Origin of the sequence: Ahniella affigens (assembly GCF_003015185.1) — a bacterium.
Classification (GTDB): domain Bacteria; phylum Pseudomonadota; class Gammaproteobacteria; order Xanthomonadales; family Ahniellaceae; genus Ahniella; species Ahniella affigens.
On record NZ_CP027860.1, the window covers coordinates 2,812,173 to 2,838,594 of the forward strand.

General features: G+C 62.0%; 18 protein-coding genes. 11 read left to right on the plus strand and 7 right to left on the minus strand.

Features of this window, described 5'->3' with window-relative positions; translation table 11 throughout:
- Positions 1-42: 42 nt before the first annotated feature.
- From C7S18_RS10830 to C7S18_RS10855, 6 genes are all read left to right on the plus strand, one after another.
- Complete coding sequence (locus C7S18_RS10830) at positions 43-855, plus strand: response regulator (protein WP_106891582.1); 813 nt, start codon at positions 43-45, stop codon at positions 853-855.
- 725 nt (positions 856-1,580) lie between these two features.
- Positions 1,581-2,201, plus strand: a complete 621-nt coding sequence (gene lexA / locus C7S18_RS10835; RefSeq protein WP_106891583.1) for a transcriptional repressor LexA — start codon at positions 1,581-1,583, stop codon at positions 2,199-2,201.
- Between the two features lie 127 nt (positions 2,202-2,328).
- Positions 2,329-2,991, plus strand: a complete 663-nt coding sequence (gene imuA, locus C7S18_RS10840; RefSeq protein ID WP_106891584.1) for a translesion DNA synthesis-associated protein ImuA — start codon at positions 2,329-2,331, stop codon at positions 2,989-2,991.
- A 6-nt stretch (positions 2,992-2,997) separates the two neighbouring features.
- Complete coding sequence (locus tag C7S18_RS10845; RefSeq protein ID WP_106891585.1) at positions 2,998-4,446, plus strand: Y-family DNA polymerase; 1,449 nt, start codon at positions 2,998-3,000, stop codon at positions 4,444-4,446.
- An 81-nt stretch (positions 4,447-4,527) separates the two neighbouring features.
- The gene (glmM, locus tag C7S18_RS10850; protein ID WP_106891586.1) at positions 4,528-5,862 is read left to right on the plus strand and encodes a phosphoglucosamine mutase; all 1,335 of its coding nucleotides are present in this window, start codon (positions 4,528-4,530) and stop codon (positions 5,860-5,862) included.
- Positions 5,863-5,966: 104 nt separating this feature from the next.
- Entirely contained in the window at positions 5,967-6,908 is a 942-nt protein-coding gene (locus C7S18_RS10855; protein WP_106891587.1) for an isopenicillin N synthase family dioxygenase, read from the plus strand.
- 101 nt (positions 6,909-7,009) lie between these two features.
- On the opposite strand, the gene C7S18_RS10860 is transcribed toward C7S18_RS10855, so the two are convergent.
- Complete coding sequence (locus C7S18_RS10860; protein ID WP_106891588.1) at positions 7,010-7,822, minus strand: hypothetical protein; 813 nt, start codon at positions 7,820-7,822, stop codon at positions 7,010-7,012.
- Between the two features lie 263 nt (positions 7,823-8,085).
- On the opposite strand from C7S18_RS10860, the gene C7S18_RS10865 reads away from it, so the two are divergent.
- Positions 8,086-8,775: a hypothetical protein gene (locus tag C7S18_RS10865; protein WP_146151875.1), complete on the plus strand. Its 690-nt coding sequence runs from the start codon at positions 8,086-8,088 to the stop codon at positions 8,773-8,775.
- A 168-nt stretch (positions 8,776-8,943) separates the two neighbouring features.
- Here the strand turns inward: C7S18_RS10865 and C7S18_RS10870 are convergent, their stop codons facing one another.
- A complete protein-coding gene (locus C7S18_RS10870; protein ID WP_106893994.1) occupies positions 8,944-9,510 on the minus strand; it encodes an RnfABCDGE type electron transport complex subunit B in 567 nt (188 codons plus the stop codon).
- Positions 9,511-9,531: 21 nt separating this feature from the next.
- A complete protein-coding gene (gene metG, locus C7S18_RS10875; RefSeq protein WP_106891590.1) occupies positions 9,532-11,607 on the minus strand; it encodes a methionine--tRNA ligase in 2,076 nt (691 codons plus the stop codon).
- A 194-nt stretch (positions 11,608-11,801) separates the two neighbouring features.
- Here metG and purB point away from each other — a divergent pair, with 194 nt between their 5' ends.
- Complete coding sequence (gene purB, locus C7S18_RS10880) at positions 11,802-13,169, plus strand: adenylosuccinate lyase (RefSeq protein ID WP_106891591.1); 1,368 nt, start codon at positions 11,802-11,804, stop codon at positions 13,167-13,169.
- On the opposite strand, the gene tsaE is transcribed toward purB, so the two are convergent.
- A complete protein-coding gene (gene tsaE, locus C7S18_RS10885) occupies positions 13,170-13,649 on the minus strand; it encodes a tRNA (adenosine(37)-N6)-threonylcarbamoyltransferase complex ATPase subunit type 1 TsaE (RefSeq protein ID WP_106891592.1) in 480 nt (159 codons plus the stop codon).
- The gene (locus tag C7S18_RS10890) at positions 13,646-15,124 is read right to left on the minus strand and encodes an NAD(P)H-hydrate dehydratase (protein ID WP_106891593.1); all 1,479 of its coding nucleotides are present in this window, start codon (positions 15,122-15,124) and stop codon (positions 13,646-13,648) included. Before C7S18_RS10890 ends, tsaE begins: the two co-directional genes overlap by 4 nt.
- A 213-nt stretch (positions 15,125-15,337) precedes the next feature.
- Between C7S18_RS10890 and C7S18_RS10895 the strand changes: the two genes are divergently transcribed.
- Both C7S18_RS10895 and C7S18_RS10900 read left to right on the plus strand, forming a co-directional pair.
- A complete protein-coding gene (locus C7S18_RS10895; RefSeq protein WP_106893995.1) occupies positions 15,338-15,751 on the plus strand; it encodes a VOC family protein in 414 nt (137 codons plus the stop codon).
- 30 nt (positions 15,752-15,781) lie between these two features.
- Positions 15,782-18,208 carry a zinc-dependent metalloprotease gene (locus C7S18_RS10900; protein WP_106891594.1) on the plus strand — a complete coding sequence of 809 codons (2,427 nt, stop codon included), beginning with the start codon at positions 15,782-15,784 and terminating at the stop codon, positions 18,206-18,208.
- A 134-nt stretch (positions 18,209-18,342) separates the two neighbouring features.
- Here the strand turns inward: C7S18_RS10900 and C7S18_RS10905 are convergent, their stop codons facing one another.
- Both C7S18_RS10905 and C7S18_RS10910 read right to left on the minus strand, forming a co-directional pair.
- Positions 18,343-20,388 (minus strand): diguanylate cyclase domain-containing protein, encoded by a 2,046-nt coding sequence (locus C7S18_RS10905; protein WP_106891595.1) that lies wholly within the window; start codon positions 20,386-20,388, stop codon positions 18,343-18,345.
- Between the two features lie 272 nt (positions 20,389-20,660).
- The gene (locus tag C7S18_RS10910) at positions 20,661-23,546 is read right to left on the minus strand and encodes a PKD domain-containing protein (protein WP_106891596.1); all 2,886 of its coding nucleotides are present in this window, start codon (positions 23,544-23,546) and stop codon (positions 20,661-20,663) included.
- Between the two features lie 414 nt (positions 23,547-23,960).
- On the opposite strand from C7S18_RS10910, the gene C7S18_RS10915 reads away from it, so the two are divergent.
- Entirely contained in the window at positions 23,961-26,375 is a 2,415-nt protein-coding gene (locus C7S18_RS10915) for a bifunctional serine/threonine-protein kinase/formylglycine-generating enzyme family protein (protein WP_170113224.1), read from the plus strand.
- The last annotated feature ends 47 nt before the right edge of the window (positions 26,376-26,422 follow it).

The window sequence follows — 26,422 nt, forward strand, 5'->3', positions numbered from 1 at the left end:
CATCAAGGTATCTCTGTCACGGAGAAAACCTTGGGAGTAGCTATGTGGCGTTTGGCGGTGCATCCGATCGGCTTTCCCGAGCGCCTTCGCAAAGTGATCGAAGTGGTGATTGCACAGGCCTTCGTCGTGGACTGGCAAATCAGCCTTTGGTCACAGGAGCCGGGTCGCCGAGCCGATGTGCTCGTCGTACTCGTCGGTGATCGCTGGCCCATCGGCATGCCGGTCCCCATTCCGGACCTCGCACCAAAACTGACTGCGGTCTTGCAGGTTGCCGACGACGATCAGCTGCGCGGCCACCCGTTGTCGATCGCGCGGCACGCTCTGTTTTCGCAGCTGACACAGACGTTGGTCATGGTGGCGGAGCTGTCGCGGCAGCATCAGGGTCGGATTCCATCAACCCCCATAGCCAGCGCCGATTCTGATCGCAGCGCGATCTCGAATCCAAAACAACCGGGCACACGGCTCGCGCTGGTAGTCGACCAACACGCGCAGGCTCAGCAACTGATTTCGGCCGAACTGGCACCCATGGGCTTTCAAGTGCTGACGGCGAGCAATGCGGATCAGGCGTTGGAACTTGCGCGCAGCCGCACGGTGACCTTGGCAGTCATCGATACCGACCTGCCTGGTGCGATTGATGGCATCACACTGGGCTCCCTGCTGCGCGAGCGGGCGGCACCGCCCGTATCCGTTCTCATGTTGACGAATCATGGGGGCAATCGTGAGCGCCTGCGCGCGCTGGTCAGCGGCACGCAGGCGTTTCTGGTGAAACCGGTGGATCGCCTGTTGTTTCGAACCGAGATCCATCGCCTGTTGGCGCTGGCCCGAACCGGGCCGGTGGCGGAAGCCGTTCATTGATTCGGTACGCCCCCCCTGTAAGCCCCCTGTAACTTTCCCCTGCGCGGGCCGATTTCCCCCCTGTCATTGGACGATCGCCCAAACCTGGCACTGCCTTCGTGCAGTCGCTGGCCGGGCGTCGCGTTCTTCTCTTAATTCATTGTTTTTAATAGACAAAATAGAAGCGTTTGAGCGCATATGGCGCGTCTCGACGGGATGCCTCGTTCGCCTTCGCCCCCCTGTCAGATCCCCCCTGTAACCCCCCCCTGTCATTTCTTACAGCTAGTAGTTTTTCGTGAAGGCGCTAACGTGCACATCAAGGCGGTGCGCGGTACGACCGAACACAAGCCGGGGCCCAGAAAACTTTTCCCTCAAAGCTTCTGGGCATCGAGGTCACCCTTCGAACATCGCGGCTCTGTGGAGTCTCGATGGACCCGACCGGACTCTGTGGATGGGTTTGCCCGGACGCCAAGGAAAAAACAGTTGCCAACACCGGGCTCTTGGCCCGGAACCTGGCCCGGTGTTGGCACTGGATCTCGCTTCATGCTGTACCCGAATCCCTGCCCGGCGCCGTTGATCGACCTTGGGGGCTTGTCACGTCGGTCAACGGTGGCCGGTATTCGGATGCCCCCATTGCGGCCGCCGCAACACAGTCTGTTTGTTCACCCGGACCCTCGGTCTGGGTATTTTCCATTGTGGATCAGACGCCTGTAGATTGCGCTCAAAAAGCTGTACATTTGTACAGCATGAATACCCGTCTGACTGCCCGCCAAGAAGCCATCCTGGAATTCATCCGGGACCGTATCCAGCAAGGCCTGCCGCCAACACGCGGCGACATTGCCGAGGCCTTTGGCTTTGCCTCGCGCTCGGCTGCCGAGCAGCATTTGCGCGCGTTGGCCGAGAAGGGCGCCATCAGTCTGAATGAAGGCCGGGCGCGCGGCATTCAGCTGGTCGACGTGCGGCCGTCCTTGCGGCGTCCAGGTCCAGAACTGCCGCTCGTTGGCAAAGTCGCTGCCGGTCAGCCCATCCTGGCGCAGGAACACATCGAAACCCATCTGGCGGTCGATCCGGACTGCTTCCGGCCACGTGCCGACTACCTGCTGCGGGTGCAGGGCGACAGCATGATCGACGCCGGCATTTTCGATGGCGATTGCCTCGCGGTGCACCGTCAGCCGGAGGCCGCGCTCGGCAGCATCGTGGTGGCCCGTATCGACGACGAGGTCACGGTCAAGCGGCTGCAGCAAGTACAGGGACAATGGGTGCTGCGTGCCGAGAATCCGCGGTATCAGCCCATTCAATTGCGTGACAAGGCTTGGCACATCGAAGGCTTGGTGGTGGGCGTCTTAAGACGCCTGGACAAACCCTGACCCGGCCACCGTGCGCCGGGACTCAATCAGGGGCCAGGCGGCATGGTTGATTCGGCCTTTGGTCTCCACGTTCAAAAGCAGCCGTCGTTTCTCAATTGCTGCGACAGCCTTGCAGGAAAACAGGCTCATGGCCGCCACCACTCCCATTCATCAGCTTCTGGGCAGCCCGCTGCTCTGGCGCGGGCGCCAACCCGATGCCAGTAGCCCGGCCGGCATCCCAAGTCGGCATGCCCGTCTGGATGCCCTGCTCCCGGGCGGCGGCTGGCCGCCTGGCAGTCTGATTGAATTGATCGCCAATCAATTTGGTATTGGCGAGTTGGCCTTGCTGTTGCCTGGCCTGGCCGAACTCACCCAGAACGCGAACGTCGCCACGAGCAAACGCCTGGGCGCCCGTCGGCAGATTGTGCTCATCGACCCGCCTTATCTACCCTATGCCCCGGGCTTGATGCAGGCCGGGTTGAAGCTCGACCAGCTCTGGTGGATCAGCACCGAGCGATCACAAGATGCGGCCTGGAGCTGCGAGCAGAGCCTGCGTTCGGGCAGTTGCGCGGCCGTGCTGTACTGGCCAGTCCAGGCGTTGCCAGACAAAACCCTGCGGCGCCTGCAACTGGCCGCCGAACAAGGACAAAGCCTCGGCTTTTTGTTCCGCGATGAAAGCGCCTGGCAGCAAACGTCTCCCGCTGCTGTCCGACTGCAATTGCGCCGACAGGCCAAGGCCCTGCAACTGGAGCTCAGAAAGTGCCGAGGCATCAGTGGTCGCGCCCAGTTGCAGTTGGATCAACCGGGGTAACGGGGCATGCTCTGGCTCGCTGTCCATCTGCCCCGTCTGTCCATCGATCTGGTCAGCCGCGCGTTGCCGGAACCGGCAAGTCAGCCGCTGGTGATCAGCGAAGGCCCGGTACAGCGCCGACGCGTGCAGGCCGTCAACGAACCGGCACGGGCACTTGGCATTCAGATCGGCATGGGGCTTAGCGCGGCGCAGGCCTTGTGTGCCGACTTGCTGATCCAAGCCCGTCAGCCGGATGCCGAACAGCAGGCGTTGCAGCATCTGGCCGCTTGTCTGTACCGGGTCAGCGCCGAGGTTTGCCTGAGTGGTAACCCGAGCACCGGCAATCACGGCGTGCTGCTCGAGGCCTGGGCGAGTCGACGACTGTTTGGCGGCGGTCAGCAGATCCTGGAGCAGGTCCGGAGCATTCTTGGTGAACTTGGTTTTCTTGCCCAAATCGGGCTCGCACCCACACCTGCCGGGGCGGAACTCGCCGCCCGCATGGGCGATGGGGTGCACGCGCTGTCCCGACATGCGCTGCTGCGCCTTCTGGAGCAGGCGCCACTCGGGCTGAGTGACCTGAGTCCGGACGCCCAGCAACTGCTGAGCGGCAGTGGCAGCCGCTATCTCGGCGCGGTGCTCAAACTGCCTCGGGACGCCCTGGCGCGGCGCATTACCGCAGCCGATCTGAACTACCTCGACCGCCTCAGTGGTCAGTGTGCCGACCGCCGACCGCTCTATCAGCCCCCTGCCCGTTTCGAACAACGCCTGGAGCTGCCGGCGCTGTTGTCCAGCACCGAGCAGATGCGCTTTCCGATCCGCCGCCTGCTTGGCGATCTGGCCGCGTTTCTGCTTGGTCGCGATGCCGGCGTGCAGCGCTTCCATCTGCGCTTTGCGCATGAGGACGCACCAGCCAGCCAGTTACAGGTCGGTCTGCTGCAAGTGGAACGCGATCGCCTGGTGCTGTTTGAACTGGTGGAGGAGCGGCTGCAGCGCTTCGAGCTGCCCGCCGCTGTGCATGAGATCAGCCTGCATGCCCACGAACTGCAGGCGTTTGCGGCCGATCAGAGCGACCTGCTGAGCGATACCCGCAATGTTCAGGACAGCCCCGAGCGTCTGCTCGAACGTCTGCGCGCCCGCCTCGGCGAGCAAGCTATCCAAGCCCTGGAGCCGCAGGCGGACTATCGCCCCGAACACGCCCAGCGCCTGCGCCCAGCCAGCACCAACACCCGTGCTGATGCCGCCCTGCCCGCCGCGCTCGGCAAACGCCCCAGCTGGTTGCTGGCAACCCCACAGCCGATTGCGCCCGAGGCCCTGCATCTGCTCAGCGGCCCGGAACGGATCGAAAGCGGCTGGTGGGACGGCTTCGACTGCCGCCGCGACTACTACATTGCCGAAGACCCCCATCTGCGCCAGGTCTGGGTGTTCAAAACCCCCGGCCCGAGTGGCGGCTGGTTCATCCATGGCGTATTCGGCTAGCCGCCAACCGTCAACAATCCAGCCCTTTCCGAGCGCCCACGCAGCAGCGATAATGACCGGTCCCCTTCGATTCACGGCACCATGAGCAAGAAATACTTTGGAACTGACGGCATTCGCGGCCGGGTTGGCACCGAACCCATGACCCCCGACTTTGCCATGCGTCTTGGCTATGCCGCCGGGCAAGTGTTGTGTCAGGGCCCCAACAAGACCGTGCTGATCGGCAAGGACACCCGTCGCTCCGGCTACATGATCGAAGCGGCCATGCAAGCGGGCCTGATTGCGGCGGGCGCCGAAGCACGACTGCTCGGGCCGATTCCCACTCCGGGCGTCGCGTACCTGACCCGCGCCAGCGGCGCAGCAGCCGGCGTGGTGATCTCGGCGTCGCACAACCCGCATTACGACAATGGCGTCAAGTTCTTCTCGGCTTACGGCGAAAAGCTGATCGACGCCACCGAGCACGCAATTGAAGCGGCGCTCGACGCGCCGTTCCGTACCGCCGAGCCGGAGCAACTCGGTCGTGCCAGCCGCCAAAGCGATGCCGGGGATCTCTATCTGCAATTCGTCCGCAGCGTCGTGCCGAGCAGCTTCAGCCTGCAAGGTCGCCGGATCGTGCTCGACTGCGCGCATGGCGCCACGTACAAGCTCGCGCCGCAGTTGTTCCAGAGCCTCGGTGCCGAGGTGCACTGCATTGGCAACGCCCCCGATGGCTTCAACATCAACGCGGGCGTCGGCTCCACGCACCCGGAAGCCCTGCAGGCTGCTGTGCGCACCCATCAGGCTGAGCTCGGCATTGCGTTTGATGGCGATGGCGATCGGGTCCTGATGGTCGATCACGCCGGCGTACTGCTCGATGGCGACGATCTGCTCCATATTCTTGCCGTGACCTGGCAAGCGACTCAGCGCCTGCGCGGTCCGGTGGTTGGCACGCTGATGACCAACATCGGTCTGGAACGCGCGCTGGCCAGCCACCACATTGGCTTTGAACGCGCCAAAGTCGGCGACCGCTACGTGCATCAGCGCCTGCTCGAACAAGGCGGCGTACTGGGTGGCGAGGCATCGGGACACATTCTCTGTCTGGATCAGAGCGGCACGGGGGACGCCATGATTGCGGCGCTGCTGGTGCTCGAAGCAATCGCGCAGAGTGGCCGCAGTGCCGGCGACTGGCGTCAGAGTTGGCAGCGCTTCCCGCAGACCACGATCAACGTTCGCGTCAAGAACGCCACGATGGTGCTGAATCTGCCGGTCGTCCAACATGCCAAGGCCGCGGCCGAAGCGGCGTTGCACGACAAAGGCCGGCTCGTGCTCCGCGCATCCGGCACCGAACCGCTGATTCGGGTGACGGTCGAGGCCGAATCCGAATCCCTGGTTGAGGCAGTCGCAAAGGCGCTGGCCGAAGCCGTATCATCGGCGGCTTGAACAACGGATCCTCTGACTTTGGTCAGAGCAGGTGTGGGTCAGTGTCGGCCCAGGTCCTCGCAACCCAACCCAACACGCAACCGTTATCAGAAAAGGAGCCCCGCATGGCCGCCCACGTCCCTACGCTCGATATCCGCCGCTACGACACGGATCGCGATGCCTTTGTCGCCGATATCGGCGCTGCCTACCGCGAGTACGGCTTTTGCGGCATCAGCGGCCACGGCATCTCGAAAGATCTGATCGACAACGCGTATCGCGTGTTCAAGGAATTCTTCGCGTTGCCCGAAGCCGTCAAGATGAAGTACCACCTGCCGGGCAGCGGTGGCGCCCGCGGTTATACGGGTTTCATGATCGAAACGGCAAAGGACTCGAAGTACCCGGATCTGAAAGAATTCTGGCACTTCGGGCGCGAGATTGACCGCAGCTCCAAGTACGCAGACGTGATGCCGGCCAACTTGTGGCCGACCGAAGTCCCGGGCTTTCGTGAATACGGCTATGGCCTATACGAAGCATTGGATCAACTCGGTGTGCGCGTGCTTCGCGCGCTCGCCTTGCACATCGACCTGCCCGAGCATTACTTCGACGACAAGATCAATTTCGGCAACTCGATTCTCCGCCCGATCCACTATCCACCCATCACGCAGCCGGATGTCCCGAACGTTCGCGCGGGCGCGCATGAGGACATCAACTTCATCACGCTGCTCGTTGGCGCGAGCGCGGCCGGCCTTGAGATTCTGGGCAAGGACGGCAATTGGCTGCCGATCACGACCGAGGGCGATACGATCGTCGTCAACATTGGCGACATGCTGCAGCGCCTGACGAACCACGTGTATCCGTCCACGACGCACCGCGTCGTCAACCCGCCGGGCGACGATGCCCGCAAACCGCGTTACTCAGTGCCGTTCTTCCTGCATCCGAATCCGGATTTCATGATCGACGTGCTCTCCAACTGCACCAGTGCCGACAACCCGAGCAAGTATCCAACTGCGATCAGCTCGCACGACTATCTGTTAGAGCGCCTTCGCGAGATCAAGTTGATCAAGTAATCGCCGCTGGTTCGAAAGCCCCAAAAAAAACGCCCCAAGCGGGGCGTTTTTTCATTGCGATCGCTGCGTTGACTGTGCCTGCAGGCTCGCTCTGCGAACGCTTACTGGCGACGCGTCCAGGCAAACCCGGCCAGCGCCAAAAAGCCCAGCACCAGTGCCGTCAGTCCGCCGAAGCCGAGACTCGGCACCGAACGTTGCACAGCTGCTACTGCTTGGGTGAAGGCAACATTGTCGACGCCCTCAGCGCGGTTGGTATTGGAGAGCAACCGGATGCGCGCAATCGGCACGGGCGACGACACGCCGAAGAACACGCCGGGGCCGCTGGCGTTCGCTGCTGGCACGGTATCGATGACGGCATCGCTGGCATCAAACAGCGTGACGAGCACGGTGTCCGGATCACCCACACCCGGTGCCGACGTGCTGATCAAATCCATGCCTGCCCGCGACACCGGTGGCGAGAAGACCAAGTCAAGTGCGTCCGAGAACGTGTTTGAGACCAGCGCCTGCGACGCATTCAAGGAGGTTCCGACGCCGAGCAAAATCAGCGCGGCTGCGTCGGGACCGGGATTGTCCTGATAGCTGACCCCTGCAATCAGTTCGCCAGGGTCGAAACCACACGCAGCGGATCCTGGCACCGAACTCAAGGGCGCGTCGCACACCGCAAAGTTCCCAGCTGGCGCCGTACCACCATTAAACGTCTCGACCGCCAGGCCTGGAAATGCGGCGTCAAACGCAGCGCGGTCGGTAAACACGGTCACCACGCCACCAGCCGGAACGACGGGCGAAGGCGCCACCCCAGAAGGGGGCGTTCCTGTCTGCACGGTAGCTTCGGAAAAGCGTAACGCCGACGCCGACAGATTCGATGACGCCAACAAGAGGCCTGAGACGACCAACGACAACAATCGCGACTTCATGGGATTCCCGGAATGATAAACGAACGCCCGAGGTTACCCGTTTCACGCACCCCACACAAATGTGGATCGCGAACCTGTCGCGCTCGGGCAGGCCATCAACCCGTTGCAATTGGGGCTCATGGTGTCGGGTTCCGCATGGTCCAAGGCGCCTGCCGGACTCCCCTATTCACGCGATGTCGGCCGATCCGGCGCGCGCCACACTGCCACGCAAATGTGTGGCGATCGCGCCCAAAGCAGACTTTCCTTGTGAATCTGGAGTCATTATGTTGAAACCTCTTGCTGGCCTGTTGGCGATGCTCCTGAGCGGTTCGGTTGCCGCTTATGCCGTAACAGTAGCCAACCCTTCGTTCGAAGATCCAATCCTGGCCGACGGCACGCACCAACAAGGCGGCTCTGGCTGGACATTTACGGGCGCCGATCGCGGCACCTTCAACCCGAGCACGAGCAGCTACGGCGCCGGCGCCCCGGAAGGTCAAAACGTCGCGTTCATCAGCAACGGCGGTCTGATTCAAGTGACCACCGAAAATCTGGCGGCCAATCAGACGTACCGGATCCGCTTTGCCGTTGGCAATCGCAATGACAATCCCCTGCCGCAAAACGCCACCATGTTGCTGCAGGTTTATGGCTACCAAGCGACGCGTTCGGCCGACACGCCAAAAGTCTTCATTCCAGCCTTTCAGGCAACCATTGCCGCACCCGCCGCCGGCAGCTTCGTCTACCAGGACTACACGTTTACCACCAACACCGGCACCCCAGGACTGGGCCTACCGATTGCCATTGTGCTCTCCGCCGCGCCCACACCCTCGCAGTTCAACGTCGATGATTTTTCCCTGACCGTCAGTTCGGGAATCGTGCAGCGCTCGGTACCGGTCGATCAACCCGTGGCGCTGCTCGGCCTTGGTTTGCTGATGAGCGTGACCGCAGGCTACGCGCTGCGGCGCCTGCACCACTGAGCGCGATTCAATCTTGCATGTCCCCGTAACCGTGTGATGTCAGGGAAGGCATCACGCGGTTTTTTGCGCGCGGGTACCGCCGCCGCGATCAGGTGCGTGAATCCAGGCTCCTTGGGACGCTCTCGAAGCAAGGTGCGCCCACGCAGGATGGACTACTTGTGCCCCAACTCAGGTCTCGGCGCGTAGATTGGCACTCAGCTGATTGAGCCGCGACAACTGCTCCAGACGCCGCCGTTCGAGGCGTTCATTGCGCTGTTCGAACGCTACCCGATAGTGCGCCGAACGGCGCAGCAGATCGTCGCGCCCCCGCCGCTCGGACAGCCCGAGCGCCGCCAAGGGCACCATGTCAATGCAATCCACCGGGCAAGGCGGGATGCACAGATCGCAGCCGGTGCAATCCTCCAGCAGCACCGTGTGCATCAGTTTGTTGGCGCCAACGATGGCGTCCACTGGGCACGCCTGAATGCACTTCGTGCACCCGATGCACTCGGCTTCCCGAATTACCGCGACCCGAACGTCCTGCTCCACACCATTGCGTGGGTTCAAAGGCAGCGCGGCACGATCCAGCAATGCAGCCAACGCTGCGATACCAGCGGCACCCCCTGGCGGACACTGATTGATGTCGGCCTCGCCGCTGGCTATGGCCTCGGCATACGGCCGGCAACCCTGGTAGCCGCATTTCGTGCACTGCGTCTGCGGCAGGATTGCATCGATCTGGTACGCGAGGTTCGGCATCATCGAGCGATCCCAGAGCTGTTACTTGACCGGCATGCCGGCCTTGGCACCCGGATCAGCATCCAGCAAATGCAGATCGGCACCACCACTGCCAGCCGACAGGATCATGCCCTCGGACACCCCGAAGCGCATTTTGCGCGGCGCCAGATTCGCAATGAAGACGACCGAGCGGCCCACCAGTTTCTCGGGTTCCTGATAGGCCTCGCGAATGCCAGAGAAGATCTGGCGCTCGCCGAGGTCGCCCGCATCCAGTTTGAACCGCAGCAATTTGTCCGAGCCATCAACGAAGGTGCACTCGAGTACTTTGCCAACGCGCAGATCGAGTTTGTTGAACTCGTCGATGCCAATCACACCGCTTGCATTGGCAACTTCGGGCGCAGGCTTGGATGCCGCGGGCGCGCTCGACTTGACCTTGGACTTGGCTTCTGGTGCCGCTGCCGGCGGCGTTTGCAGCGTGCTGGTATTCGCCGCGACCAGGGACTCGATTGTCTTCATGTCAATGCGCGTCAGGAGCGGCACATACTCATCAATTTGGTGACCAAGTAACGGCCGATCGAGATCAGACCACGCGGTGACCGGCGCCGCCAGGAACGTTTCGGCGTTGGCAGCCGTCTTCGGCAGGATCGGCTTCAGGCACGCATTCAATACCCGGAACAGATTCAGCGCCTGGGTGCAGACCGATTGCAGCTCGGCGTCGGCGCCTTCCTGCTTGGCCAGCACCCACGGCTTCTTGTCGTCCACGTAGCGATTGGCCTCGTCAGCCAGCGCCATCGTCGTCCGCACGGCGTCCATGTATTCGCACGCGTCGTAGGCTTGCACGATGGTTTCGAGTCCACTGACAAACCGCTGATACATCGCAGCATCCGGCAACGTGTCGGCGAGCTTGCCCGCAAAGCGCTTGTTGATAAAACCGGCAGCACGGCTCGCGATGTTGACGAACTTGCCGACGAGATCCGAATTGACGCGCGCGACAAAATCTTCGAGGTTCAAATCCAGATCAACAATCCCGGCCCCCGTCTTCGCAGCGAAGTAGTAACGGAGATGCTCGGGGGGCAGCAACTCAAGGTAGCTGCGCGCGTTGATGAAGGTGCCACGGGCTTTCGACATCTTGGCGCCGTTCACCGTCAGATACCCGTTGACGTGCAATGCAGTGGGCGTTCGAAAGCCCGCGCCTTCCAACATCGCCGGCCAGAACAAGCCATGGAAATTGATGATGTCCTTGCCGATGAAATGATGCAACTCGGTATCGTGACCGGGCTTCAGGAACGCCTCTTCGGCGATGCCCCGCACCCGGCAATACGCACGGAAACTCGCGAAATAGCCGATTGGTGCGTCCAGCCAGACATAGAAAAACTTGTTTGGCTGCTCGGGAATCTGAAACCCGAAGTAAGGCGCGTCTCGCGAGATATCCCATGCCCGCAAGCCAGCATCGAGCCACTCGCGCAGTTTGGCCTTGACCGACTCATGTGCGACCGGACCCGACAGCCAGTCGCTCAGAAACGTCTGGAATTTGGGCAATTCAAAAAAGAAGTGCTCACTGTCCTTCAAGACGGGCGTGGCGCCTGAAACAACCGACACCGGATCCTTGAGGTCGGTCGGGCTATAGGTGGCACTGCATACTTCGCAGTTGTCACCGTATTGGTCGGCCGAACCACAATTCGGACAGATGCCCTTGATGTATCGGTCCGGCAGGAACATTTCCTTGACCGGGTCAAAGAACTGCTGAATCGTCTTGCTGCTGATCGCGCCGGCATCTCGAAGCGCATGGTAAAAATGTTCGGCGAGCTCGCGATTCTCGTCCGTATGCGTGCTGTGGTAATGATCAAACTCGATATGAAAATCAGCAAAGTCGCGCTCGTGCGCGCTGCGAATATCGGCGATGAACGCTTCGGGTGTCACACCTGCCTTCTCGGCCGCCAACATGATCGGCGTCCCATGCGCGTCATCGGCACAGACAAAATGCACTTCATCGCCAGCCAAGCGTCGGGCCCGTACCCAGATATCGGCCTGGGTGTAGCCCACGAGATGGCCCAGGTGGATGTGGCCATTGGCATAAGGCAAGGCGTTGGTGACCAGAATTCGGCGCGCGCGGCTCATAAGCGTTCCTGCAGCCCTTGGCTGTCCATAAAAGAGCGCGATTGTGCCATGGGCGGGCTGAATCGGGCACGTTGCGCTCATGACGAAGCCGTCCTGCCGGGCCGCGCCCACCAAGCTGCCCCGGTTTGGCCCCGGAAATCGAATGGGTGTTCGACTTTCGAATGTTAAAATGAGCGGCTTGCCAAGGAGTTCCCATGAGCCTCGACACCCTGACTGCCCTATCCCCGCTGGATGGCCGCTACGCCAGCAAAGTCGCCGCGCTGCGCCCGATCTTCAGCGAATCCGGACTCATGCAGCGACGCGTGCACGTCGAGGTGGAATGGCTCATTGCGCTCTCCGACGAGCCCGGTATCAGCGAGGTCCCGAGCCTCTCTGGGGCTGCTCGCGAGTTTCTCCGGGACCTCGCCGTGAACTTCGATATCGAGGCCGCGCGCCGCGTGAAAGCGATCGAGGCCACGACGAACCACGACGTCAAAGCGATCGAGTATTGGCTCAAGGAACAAATCGGCCAGCACGCAGAACTCGGTCCGTTGCTTGAATTCGTGCATTTCGCGTGCACGAGCGAGGACATCAACAACCTCGCGTATGCCCTGATGCTCGTCGATGCGCGAGACCAAGTGCTGCGCCCGCGCATCGGTGACATCCGCATACAGTTGGCACACTATGCCACCACTTACGCGGCCACGCCCATGCTCTCGCGCACGCATGGCCAAACGGCCTCGCCAACCACGCTCGGCAAAGAATTCGCGAACGTCGTGGCGCGCCTGGACCGGCAGCTTCGGCAACTCGACACCTGGCAGTCGCCCGGCAAGATCAACGGTGCCGTCGGCAATTTCAATGCGCATGCGATCACGTATCCGAACGTCGATTGGCCCACGTTGTCCGAGCGCTTTGTGACGAGCCTTGGCTTGCAATGCGCGCCGCTGACCACCCAAATTGAGCCCCATGACGGCGTTGCCGAGCTCTGCGATCTGAGCCGCCGGATCGGCACGATCCTGATTGACCTGAGCCGTGATATCTGGGGCTATGTGTCGCTCGGCTACTTTGCGCAGGCACTCAAACCCGGCGAGGTTGGCTCATCGACCATGCCGCACAAGGTCAACCCCATCGACTTCGAAAATGCCGAAGGCAATTTCGGTCTCGCGAATGCACTGTTCGGGCACTTCAGCGAGAAACTGCCGATCTCCCGGTGGCAGCGGGACTTGACCGACTCCACCGTTCTGCGTGCACTGGGCAGCGCGTTTGGCCACATGCTGGTCGCCCTCGATTCGCTCGCAAAAGGCCTCGGCAAATTGCGGGTCAACGAGCAGCGGCTCGCTGACGATCTGAACAACAGTTTCGAAGTGCTCGCCGAGGCGATCCAAACGGTCATGCGCCGCTACGCGCTGCCCGAGCCGTATGAGCGGCTGAAGGCGCTGACGCGCGGCCAGGGCATTACACCTGACCGCCTTCGTGAATTTGTCGATGGCCTCGAATTGCCGGCCGATGAGAAAGCCCGGCTGCGCGATCTGACGCCTGCACAATACATCGGGCTGGCCGCCGAACTGGCCCGGCGCGTCTGATCAGGACACGGGGCCGTTTGCCGACAGCGCGTCCAACACGCGCTGGCCGGACTGGCTCAGCGCATGGACTTGCGCAGTGCGGCCGGCGCCATCGTAAGCGAGCTGCACTCGCAAATCGGGATACGCCGTACGCTCGCCGCCTTTGTCTGGCCACTCGATCAGTAACACGGCATTCGCATCGGCAAAGCCGGCCAGATCGATCTGCTCCAACTCATCGGGATCGACTAATCGGTACAAGTCAAAATGGTGGATCGCGCCAAACGGCACGGGATACGACTCGACCAGCGTATACGTTGGACTCTTGACGCGCGTCCCCGGTGCCAAGGTTTGAATCACACCGCGCGCGAGCGTCGTCTTGCCCGCCCCGAGATTGCCTTCCAGCGCGATCAGCAACGGCGGTTTGAGCGCCAAAGCGAGCCGCGCTGCCAACGCGAGCGTTGCGGCTTCATCGGCGAGTTCCTCGCTCAAGGCAGTACTCATTTCAGCACCTCGATGGCTCCCAAATGGTCGATCATGGCGCTTGGCTGCACATTGCGAAATCCGCGCGTCGACAGGAGCCAGTCGCCGGTCCGTGCGTGCACCAACACGGCGGTACAGGCGCATTGCCAAGCATCACGGGTTTGGGCCAGAAGCCCGACCAACAGACCACTCAGCACATCGCCCATGCCCGCCACCGCCATACCCGGATTGCCATCGAGACATACTGCCGCTCGGCCATCCGGATGCGCCAGCACCGTGCCCGCGCCCTTCAGAATAATGATGGCGCCAAACCGCGCCGCAAGCTGATGTGCGGCGGCGAGGCGATCGCGTTGAATGCTGTCGGTGCTGCCGCCAAGCAGACGGGCGGCTTCAGTCGGATGCGGGGTGAGAATGACTGACGTCGACAATGACCGTGGCGACTGCGCGAGCACATTGAGCGCATCGGCATCGACCACGGCCGGGCGGCCAGTCGTTCTGAAGTCCTGCCACCATGACTCAAAGCGCTCGCGGCCCAACTCGCCCTGCCCTATGCCTGGGCCAATCAGAACGGCACTCGCCCGCTGCAGCCATTCGGCAGTCAGTGCGTGATCACTCGTGCTCATCACTTCCGGGTGCCGGATCAGCGCGGCGGCCACCGCAGCGTCGGTACTGCAGAGACATACGTATCCAGGCGCCGCCCGCAGTGCCGCACCCGCACTGAGCAACGCCGCCCCATGCATGCCTGGCGCGCCCGCCAGGATCAGCGCGCGACCGTAATCTCCCTTGTGACTGACACGCGGCCGCGGTTGCTGCCACATTGCCAGATCGCTGGCCTGCAGCGCGCGCATCGTCGACGGCGGCACCACCACATCCAGATCGTCAACCTGCAACCGCCCCACGTAATTGAGGGCGGCACCGAGCACGTGGCCGGGCTTTGCGACGATGAGTGCGAGCGTCCGGGTAGCAGTCACGGTAACGCCCGGGCAATCGCCCGTGTCACCCATCGCGCCCGAGGGCAAATCCAAAGCCAACACGGGTTGTGATGACGCATTGATCCACTGAATGGCGGCGCCACTCACGCCCTCCGGCGCGCGATTCAGGCCGATTCCGAAGATCGCATCGACGATCAGATCGGCATCAGGCGGAGGCAGATCCGGATCAAACAACTCGATCTCGCCGCCCGCCGAAAGCCAGTCCTGACGGGCACGCCTGGCCTCGCTGGCCTGACTTTCCGCAGCGGTCGCAATAACCCGCACGTGGCGACCGTCCGCTTTGAGCAGGACCGCCAACGCAAAGCCGTCGCCACCGTTATTGCCCGATCCGCAGACCACAACAATGCGGCGCGCCATGGGCCAGTGCACGTGTAGGCAGCCAAACGCAGCCCGCGCGGCGGCGGCCATCAAGGGGTACAAATCGCCGCCTTGGAGCGACGCATGCGCACGTTCGAGCGCGCGTACGTCGGCTTCGCGGTAAATCCAGTCCACAGCTTTCAACATGAGCCCATGATATCAGGCACATTGCAGCGCGCCGGTTTCGGGGGACTATAAGGGCTGGCACGGACGCTGAACCCGACCTGGTTGACCCAACCGGTCCGGTACACCGCCCTCATTGCAATCGTGTCGGCAACGTCTGCAGTTCGGAACCGCCCACCCGGCAATCCGATTCGGGCAACGCTGCGCGGTGGCCCCACACGGCAGACGGAGCATGTCATGGCAAAAGTAGTCGGATTAGGCGGATTGTTCTTCAAGGCCGGCGCACCGGGCGCGCTGTCGGACTGGTATCACAAGCATCTCGGAATGCCGACCGAAGCCTGGGGAGGCGCCATGTTTCTGTTGCGCGATCACGCGCGACCGACGCAACTCACGTATTCGGTCTGGTCGCCCTTTCCGGCTGACACCCAGTATTTCCAACCAAGTGACAAGCCGTTCATGGTGAATCTCCGCGTGGATGATCTGGACGGCCTGCTCGCCCAACTTCGCGAGCAAGGCGTTTCGGTGCTGGACCGCCGCGAGGACTCCGAAAACGGCAAGTTCGGTTACGTGGTCGACCCGGAAGGGGTTCTCCTTGAACTTTGGGAACCAAATCCCGACGACCCTGGATTACCGAAACCGGATGCGGCATAAAGGCAGTCCCAGCCGCTTCGGGATGGTCCAATGAGTCACAGCTGTTCACTGCGCATGGCCGCAGGTTTCCTCTTGCTGCTGCCAAGCCTCTTGGTTGGCACCAACGTCCGCGCGTCGGATGCGCCGAAGGACCCGCTCGCGGGCACAGTGCTTCATGCTGGTCTGTTGCCATTGCATGTTGACGTCGACGAAGGTCGCGTCCTGATGGACGTGGCCGATTTACCGGCCGACTTGCTCATGGTCAGCACCATCGAACATGCGCTCGGTTCGAACGATGTGGGTCTGGATCGGGCGCAGAACGGTGAGCCGCGATTAGTCCGGTTTCAGCGCGTCGGCAAGAGGGTGCTGCTGATCCAGGAGAACACCAAGTTTCTGGCCCACACCAGTGATCGCGACGAAGCCCGGGCGGCGACCGAAGCGTTCGCGGAAGCGGTGCTATGGTCAACCGAGTTGATCAAGAGCGAACGCGCGCCGGCCGCACAGTTGGTGGATGTGTCCGGGTTGGTCAAGCTCGACCTGCACGGCGTGGCGGATCGGCTGAAACTCACCGGACAAGGACCGCACAGTCTGGATGCGGACCGCAGCAGCCTGCTGCCGGACGCCTGCCAGACGTTCCCGAACAACGTCGAGCTCTCGGGCCTGCTGACCTTCAGCGGCAGCGGTGAGGGCCCATTCGTCCAGCAAGTGGCAGCCGACCCGAAAAGTCTGTCAATTACGCAGCGCCTGAGCTTGATCCGACTGCCCGAAGCCGGATTCCGTTCGCGCGCCTACCACCCGGCATCGGGCGGTTTCAGCATTGGTCGCTACGACTTCGCACAGGCCATCGATGCCCCACTAGAGCAACGCTTTCAACCCCGCTTCCGGCTTGAAAAGACCGATCCCGCTTTGGCTCGGAGCCCGGTCAAGAAGCCGATTGTGTTCTACCTCGACCGCGGCACACCAGAACCCATCCGCTCGGCGTTGCTCGAAGGCGCCAATTGGTGGCGCGACGCGTTCGATGCCGCCGGTTTCATTGATGGCTTCCGTGCCGAACTGGCGCCGGCCGGCATGTCGATGAGCGATGTCCGCTTCAACACGATCACCTGGACGCATCGCGCGACACGCGGCTGGTCTTATGGCGGCGGGCTGATCGATCCGCGTACCGGCGAAATCATCAAAGGCTACGTCAACCTGGGTTCGCAGCGCGTCCGCCAGGATCTCTTGATCGCCGAGGGTCTGCTCGCACCGTATCGCGCTGGCGCGGATCCCGCACTGAAGCAGGAAGCCCTGAACATGGCCCTGCACCGGCTGAAGCAACTTGCCGCCCATGAAGTCGGTCATGCGCTGGGCTTTGCACACAATTTTGCCGCGAGCCGCAACGGCGACGGGTCCGTGCTCGACTATCCGCATCCACAGTTCCGCTTTGATGGCGCGGACGGCATTCGTCTCGATCAACCCTATGGTCGCGGTGTGGGGACGTGGGACAAATTCCTGGTCGCACATGCATACAGTCAATTCCCGATAGCGGACGAGGCCAGTCGTCTCGCCACGTTACGCGCGGAGATCCGCAGCAAAGGCTACGACTACGTATCCGATCCCGATGCCCGCGCGCCGGGAGACGCACATGCGGAAGGGTTGCTTTGGGATGTGCCCGGTGATCCGTTGACAGGCTTCTTTGCCATGATGAAGGCACGCGAGCGGGCGCTACGGCGCTTTTCCGACGGGGCCCTGCCTCCGGATCGTCAGAACGGCGAGGCCGCGCGCCGGCTGGTTCCGATCTACTTATTGCATCGATACCAAACCGAAGCGGTGGCGCGTCTTTTGGGCGGCACGGAATATCGGTACGGCACCATCGCCGATTCGGACTGGACCGCTCGCGCCGTTCCGGCCGACACCCAGGCGCGCGCGTTGGCGGCGCTGACGACCGCCCTCGATGTGGGAATCCTGCGGTTGCCCGAACGTACGTTGGCCACGCTGAATCCGCCCGCAAACGACTATGCCAAATCACCCGAAGATTTCGACTCGCAGATGCTGCCAATGTTTGATCCGATCGAGGCGGGTCGGGTTGCCACCGCCGTGGTCCTGCAGTTTGCGCTCGATCCGCAACGACTGAATCGCATGGCCTGGCAGCACGCGGCCGATTCGGCGAGCCCGGGCCCCGAGTTGGTCTTCGATCAGTTGATTCGCGAATCGTGGCTTGAACGGCACGCCAAGGGCACCGATCGGGCACTGCAGACCACGCGCAACTGGACCTGTCTTGATGGCGCCTTGCAAGTGTTGCAGAGCGGCCTCTTGCATGCGGAGGTAGCGGCAACATGGCGCCAGCAACTCCGGCAGTTGACGGAAACGTTGGAACAGATGGGTCGGCAGGACGCCGACGCGAGCGCTGCGGCCAGTCTCATCCGGCGCTATCTGGACGATCCGACGCGCGTGCCGCTGCGTGCGCTGCCTCGCATTCCGCCGGGGGCGCCGATTTAAGACGCGCCTGAATCAAGCCAATCTGGACGTTCAGGCCCACGCTGAGTCCAGCACCTAGTCGGCCGCGGCGAAGACCGGGATCCGAATACAGCGTGTCAGGTCATGGCAGGGCTTTGAGCGCACTGGGCGCCGCTTCAAACGGCTTCAATGCGATTGCGGCCCAGGGCCTTTGCGCGATACAGGGCGTGATCGGCCCGCGCCAAGACGCTGACCAATCCGGAGGTTTCCTGGCTGTTGAGGCGGGCCAGACCAAAGCTCGCAGTCACGCTGATCGGCCCTTGGCTGGTCTGAAAAGCTTGCTCCGCCAAACGCTCACGCACGTCCTCGACGATGCGTGGCGCATGCGTGGCAAGATTGCCGCTCAAGACGACCAAGAACTCTTCGCCACCCCAACGGCCAACATGCGCTTCCGGTGGTAACAGGCGCCGCAAGCGCGCCGCCATCTCTTGCAGAACGCGGTCGCCTTCGGCGTGCCCATAGGTGTCGTTGATGGCCTTGAAGCGATCGATGTCCAAGAGCACGAGCGCCACGCTTTGGCCCTCCGTGCGAAAGCGTTGCATGACGCCATCCAGGACGTTCATCGTCGCGCGGCGATTCGGCAATTGGGTCAGGCTGTCGGTGTTTGCCGCACGGTCCAGCGCGGCCGCCGTCTCAACCAAGGCCGTATGGAGTCGTGACAATTCATCGCGACTGGCCTTGAGTTCAGCATTGAGCCGCTGCGATTCGCGAAACCGGAACGACACAAACGCCAGCCCGCCCAGGACCGCGAAGAACGCCGACGCGAGTGCGATGCCGGCCCAGCGTTGGCGCGTAATTCGCAATGATTGAATCTGGTTGTCGCGCTCCAGAAGCTTTTTCTCGGCTTCGACCCGGGCCTGATCGAGGTCGGCCTGCAATCCAGCAATCTTGCGGCTGGCCGTTTCCAGTGACAGTTCGCGATCGAGTTCGCCGTGAGCCTTGCGCGACTCGAACGCCGCTTCGGCATCACCCAGCGCGAGTTGCACCGTCGCCAACTGGTCAAGCGCCTCGCGCTCCAGAACTTTGTCCCCCAGGCGGCGGGCATCGTAAACCGTTCGGCCGCCTTGGCTCCGTGCTTCCTGATAGTCGCCCAATTCGCTCAACACATGCAGCTGCGACAACCGGAGCAACACCTGATCGCGCAGCGCGACTTGATTGAATTGCTGCATGGCACGGTCGGACCACTCTTTGGCCTCGTCCATCCGGCCTTGCGCGAGCCGCACTTCGGCCAGGGTCGTAAATGCATTGACTTTGTTCGGCGGACTGCCTGACGCCTCAGCATCCTCGGCGGCGGTCATCGCATAGCGCTCCGCTTCGCCGATCCGACCCAGATTAAGCAGTGACTTGCCGAGCTCGCCGCGCAGCGCAATGCCTTCGCGGCGATCGCGGGGTTCGAGCATGCCGAGCGCACGGACCATGTTCTCGGCACCGAGCTCCTCATCCTCCAGATTCCGGTACAGGTTACCGAGCAAGCGGTGACTGCGCGCCATCTCTTGCTTGTTGCCCAGGCGGGTTGCCGCTTCCAATGCGGCATTGTGCTGCAACCTGGCCTCGGCAAACCGACCGATGCGGCCAAAGATCATGCCCATGGCATTCTGCGTGTGCGCCACACCCAGCGCGTCACCGGCGGCCTCGAATTGCGCTTGCGCTTTCTGAAACTGCCGAATCGCCAGTTCGGGCCGGCCATCCTTCCGATCCAGCACACCGCGCTGATAGTGCACTTCCGCGCGCCACGGAGCATGATCAAAGGCGTTCGCAATCAGATTCATCCGATCGATGTATTGCAACGCCTCCTCGGTACGGCCACGATTGCCGAGCATGCTGGCCAACCGGGTCAGCACCGCAAATTCGAGATCACGAAGCGACAGGACTCTTGCATCTTTGAGCAAATCCAAGAGCATGGCCTGAGCGCGCTCCGGATGCTCTTGCTCGTCTTCAAACTCAGCGACCGCCAGTTTGGCCCAGGCCTTGTTCACTGGGTCCGTGGCCCGGCGTTCGGCTTGGATTGCCTGGGCTTCCAACACGTCTACCGTTGCCGCGCGATTGGCGCGAAGGGCCGCAATCGCCGGGGGTTCGCTGGACGTGACAGCCGCGCACGCCATACCCAGCCATAAGCTGAGGCACGCGCCAATTGGCAGCATCCATGTACGAATCCCTGTCATGAACGAATGTTACACGCGTTCACGAGTTCTGCTCATCACCGGGCGATGTTTCGATCTGCCCGAGCCAGGGGTTTGCCAGACTTGGTTCAGTTCGCGCTCAGGCACACAATTCGGCTAGAAACGGGTCCAGGATGGAGAACCGATCCGCAGCGGGCCCAAAACGCGACCGGCCGGGCAATCGCCCGGCCGGTCGTCAAAAACGCTTCCTGAATCGTTGGAACAATCCCGGCCGGTTCCGACCAGCCGGGTTGCATCACGATTTTCGACGCTGATCAGAACGTCACTGACCAGGAGTTCAGTGTGCCGACGTCACCGGCACCAGCGTCCTGCACGCGCATGTTCCACGTACCGTTCAACAACTCGCTGGACAGGTTCAGGGTCACCGTCTTGATGACGTTGTCCGTGCCGGCGCCCGTGCGGTTGTGAATGTTGTACAGGGTGCCATCCGGCGCGACGAGGTCCACCTTCAGGTCGCCCTGGTAGGTGTGGGTAATGTTGACCGAGACCGAAGCCGTGGCCGGAGCATTACCCGTACGACCCGAGACCGTGATCGGCGAGTTGATCGTGGTGTTGTCGGTGATGTTGAACACCGTGCTGCTGGAGTACGTCTGCGTGCTGCCGCCACCAGTCGTGTAACTGCCGACCAAACTCACACCCGAGAAGGCCGAGTAGGCTTTGAGGCGGATGTAGTACGTACCGGCGGACGGGGCTGCGAACGAGCAGGTTTCCGCGTTACCCGAGGCAAACGGACGGCAATCGTAGACCGTATCAGTCGGAGCGGCGCCAAACTTGACGTACATGTCGGAATCACCCGTACCACCCGAGGTCACAAACGACAGGTTGGTGGCGCCGGCTGGCACGACCATCGTGTAGTTCGCCGAATTGCCCGCCGTAGCGACTGCAATACCTGTCACGGCCACACCATTGCTGAGCACCGTGCCGCCCGGAGCGGTCACCGTTACCGCCGAGGTCTTGCTGTTGGTTGCACCGGCGTTGTCGGTCACGGTCAGCGTCACGTTGTACGTACCAGCGGCCGTGTAGGTCTTGCTTGGGCTGGTGGCGGTCGACGTGGTGCTGTCACCGAAGTTCCAGGAGCGCGATGCGATCGTGCCGTCCGAGTCGGTCGAGCTGTCGGTAAACGTGGCGGTCAGGCCCGAGGTCGTGAAGCTGAAGTTGGCAACCGGAGCCACGTTGGCGGCGCTCGACACGGTCACCGATTTGGTGATCGAGTTGGTCAAGCCACCGTTATCCGTGACGGTCAGGACGACGCTGTACGTGCCCGCAGCCGAATAGGTCTTGCTCGGATTCGTGGCGGTCGAGGTCGTGCTGTCACCGAAGTTCCAGGAGCGCGAGGCGATCGTGCCATCGGAGTCGGTCGAGCTGTCGGTAAAGGTCGCGGTCAGGCCCGACGTCGAGAACGAGTAGTTCGCGGTCGGAGCCACGTTGCCGCCCGGAGCCGGTGCGAACCCGCCCTTGACGTAGACGTCCACGGATTCAGCCGTGCCGCCCGTTTCGTCGCGGTTGTCGGTGTAGATCGCCATGATGTCATTCATGACCATGTCCATACCGTTGTAATCGCCCCACTCGTTGGCATTGGCAATGTTCTTCGACGTCACCGTCGTCAGTCGGGTGCCGGCCGAGAACGTCACGCCACCGTCGGTCGAGACCGAATAGTAAACGTCGGCGCCCGAGCGGCTGGAGCTGTTACGCGTGTCGTAGTACGCCACGAAGACGCGGCCCTGATTGTCGACCGACAGCCACTGGTTGAAACGGTCAACCGTGCTGATGTTGCCGGTTTCGTGACCGTAGCTGTTCGACCAAGTGGCGCCACCGTCGCTGGAACGGATGACCTTGATGACCGAGTGGTTCGCGCTGGCCGTGGTGTTGTTTTCGGCCGTGTTCGTGTCGGTGTAGGCGCAGTACAACCGGTTGGCGAACGCGCCACCAGTGGTATCGGCCTGACAGGACACGTAGACGAACGCACGGCGGGATTCCATCGCCGGAATCGGGAAGTCGAAGTCGGCGTTCAGCGTCGCGCCCGTGACGGCTGCGGCAAACGAGCTGCCACCGTCGGTCGATTTCGAGACGCGGATCTGCTTGGCGTTGCTGCCACCCGAGGTGGTCGGGAACACGAAGTAGACGTTACCGTTCTTATCTGACATCAGATCCGAGCCGATACCGCGGCTGGCGCTGTCGATCGTCAGGTTGGAGGCGAGCCAGGTGGTGCCGCCATCCGCCGAACGCGAGAACTTCTGGACGTTGTTTTCGTGCCAGGCCATGTAGATGTAGCCGAGACGCGGCGAACTCGCGTACGTATCGACATGCATGTATTCCTTGTCCGACACGTTACCGGTCGACAGGGTCTTGGTCAGCGTCCAGGTCGCGCCGTTATCGGTTGAGCGATAGAACAGCACGTTGGTGCCGCTGCCCACTACCGTCGACAACGCGCCGGCATAGGCCGTGGCGCCATTAGGCGACCAGGCTACAGTCGGATCGCAGCAGGTGCTGGCGAGCGAGGTCGGCCCAACCCACGTCACGCCGCCGTCGGACGAACGCCACATCTTCTGGCCCGAGCCCGGGCCATTGGTGCCGGCGATCACGAGGTTCGAATTGACTGGATTCACGGCCACTGCCGATTCCGATGCGCCGGCCGGAGTGGTCACGCGCTTTTCGGTGCCCGACAGGAAGTTCGGCGACACGTCGTTGTTGCGCGTGCTCGTCATGAACTCGTAGGCGCCCGCTTCGGTCCGGCTCACCGAGGTGTGTTGCACGCCGTTGATTTCGTAACCCTTGTACTTGGCCAGGAAGCCCTGCAACGCAGAACGCGGGTATTGTGCTGGTCCGGACGTTGGCAAGCGCTCATTGGCTTTGCGCATTTCGACCCGGTAGAACGCCGGAATCGCAATGATTGCCTCGGCCTCATTGGGAGACAGGTACTTCAGGTCGTCCTTGGTCAGCTGGTAGTTGCGATCGTCCCATGGGCCGACCTTGGCCAGAGCGGCGTAGTCGACTGTGGTGTCGACACCTCGGCTCTGCACAATGCTGAAAGACACATTAGCCGGCCGGTTGTTGGCGATCTGCGCCAGCACTGGCCCGGACAAGAGGAGATTGAGGCCGAGAGCGAGCGCTCCCAGCTTACTGCCGGTGGTCATCTTCATGCGTTGGTTCCTGATTATTGTTCTCTTCGCGGCGTGCTTATATGCACGCTCACCTGTTTGCGGTTTCAACCCAGTCACTCTGCGCGCCGCTGCGCGAGTGCCAGATAACTGCCAGCCTTCCCGTCTGGCTGCTACCTCCGACCCACAATCAAATTGTGCTGGCACGGGCCAACCACGAATGATCGGGGACTAGTTCCGTCGGACCACACTGCCCTCCAAGGCTGACGGACCCCATATGAATACATGTTTTTCACATCCACGTCTTGCCGCAGTGCAACGAAACGTGTCCTGATCGACCGTGAGTCCAGACCGCCCGAACGATCGCCGAACCGAAAATCCAGTCAAAAGAAGGTGATATTTGTCGGCTGTGGTCACTACAATCGGGCCCATTCGTCTTCAAAGTGGCATGCGACTGTGATCCAGGTTCCCGGCTATCTGATCAAGAAAGAAATCGGTGTCGGCGGCATGGCCACGGTGTATCTGGCGGTCCAGACCTCGCTTGAGCGCGAAGTGGCGCTCAAAGTCATGAATCCGGCAATGGTGGCCGACGCCACCTTCTCGAAACGATTCATGCAAGAGGCGCGCACCCTCGCCTCCTTGTCACACCCAAATATCGTCGCGGTCTATGACGTCGGCATTACGCCCGAAAAACTGCATTACTTTTCGATGCAGCATCTGCCGAATGGCGACTTTTTCCAGCGGATCAAGGACGGCGTCACCGATCAGGAAATCTTGCGCGTGTTCGCCGGCGTGGCCCGGGCCCTCGGATACGCACATCAGCGCGGTTTCGTGCACCGTGATGTGGCGCCCGGCAACATCATGTACGACATCAACAACAACCCGGTACTGACGGATTTTGGCATCGCGCGGACGGTGTCCAAGACCTCGCGGATCACGAATGCCGGAGTCAGTGTCGGAACCAGCCACTACATGAGTCCGGAGCAGGCCCGCGGCGGCGATGTTGATGGCCGCTCCGACATTTATTCGATGGGCGCCGCGTGCTTCGAGGCCCTGACGGGCAACCCTCCCTACACCGGCGAAGACGGGTTTGCGATTGCGTATGCGCACGTGTTTGAACCCGTTCCGCGCCTGCCGGCCAATCGGACGATCTGGCAGACACTGATTGACAAAGCCATGGCCAAGGACCCGGGCCAGCGGTTCCAGAACACCGACGAGTTCCTGCTGGAACTCGCCCGGGTCGAACACGAATTGACCGGCACCCATCACGCCGACCCGTTGCCGCGCACGTCGCAGCATTCCACCGTCGTGATGCCGACACCGGTCAATGCCACCACACCAATGGTTCCGAGCAATCCGGATCAGGTGCCGTTGTTAGACCCGCTGCCGCAACCCAAGCCGCGCGCTCAGAGTGGCGAGCAAGCTGTCAGCGAATCCGGCAGCAAACGTCCCTGGCTGATGATCAGCCTTGGCATGGTTGCCTTGTTGGTCGTCGCCGCACTGGGGCTCTGGGGCCTACAGAAATTTACCGAGTTGCCTGCACCGACCAACCCGGACGCACCGCTGATCTCGCCGCTCAAGCCAGAATCGAAGCCGAAACCAAAGCCAGAACCGTCGTCCGGCGAGCAGCTCGATCCCACCGAGGCCGTTCCGGAGGACGAGAATACGCTGGCCGCTGATGATCCGGCCATGGCGCTGGTGTTGAACGCGACGGTTGTCAATCCAATCGAGCAAAACCTGTGGCTCGCTGGCAATGATCTGAAGGGACTGCGGCTGTCGCAACCGCCTGGCCGCAATGCGATCGACCGGTACAAACTGGTCTTGAAGCTCGACGCCAACAACACCCGCGCCATCGAAGGACTGCAGAATGTCGCGAAGAAGTTTGTCGAACTCGCTGACAAGAAGCTCGCCGAGGGCAACTTGAGTGAATTCATGGCGATGGGCAACCTCGCGCTCGATCTGGCCGACGCCTATGATCCAAGCGGTGCCATCCGCACGGTGGTCATGCGTCCGCGCGCCAGCCTCGTCAGCAAGTCTTTGGACGCCGGACGGACGGCTGAAGCCCGTTGGGACGAAGCCGCCGCCACCAAGGCGTACCAGCAGGCCCTGGCGATCGACCCCACCAATGCCGATGCCCAAAAAGGGCTGAAACGGGCGCCCACGCTTGGCAAGCCCGGTTTCCTGTTCCTCGACAAGGCCAATACCGTGACTGGCCCCGAGCTCGTGGTCGTTTCGTTCGGCAAGAAACGCGCCGCGGTCAGTCGCGCCGAGATTAGCGTTGGCGAGTTCAAGGCGTTCTGGGCCTCCAGTGGTTCGCGTACCCGTGCCCTCAGGCCGTCCTGTCGCGACCGCGAAGGCGGCATCTTTTCCAGTTCCAAGCAACGCACCTGGCAAAGCCCGGGTTTTGCCCAATCCGATCAACAACCAGTCGTCTGCGTGAACTTTGACGATGCGAAAGGCTTTGTCGATTGGTTGAGCCAACAGACCGGCAAGCGCTATCGCCTGCTGACAGCGCAAGAATGGCGCACGCTGGCTGCCAACAGCAGCGATGGCAGCAACTGCAAGGCCAACCTGGCCGATCAAAGCTACGCCGGGGAGTATCGCGAACGCGACGCGTTGGCCTGTAAAGACGGATTTGTGCACACCGCCGGCGTGAAACGCTTTGAGCCGGGCAAGCTGGGGCTTTATGATATGGTCGGTAACGTTCGTGAATGGGTCTCAGACTGCGACACCAAGTGCGACCGGCGGTTAGCGATGGGAACCGGCTGGGTTAGCACCAAGGATCAATTGACACCTACCATGAGCACCGGTTTTGATGCAGACACGGGATACAACTCGGTTGGATTCCGGGTGCTGCGCGAAATCGACTGAGCCGCCACGGCTCTGGAATCTCACTTAACAGGTCGTGCCAAGCGACT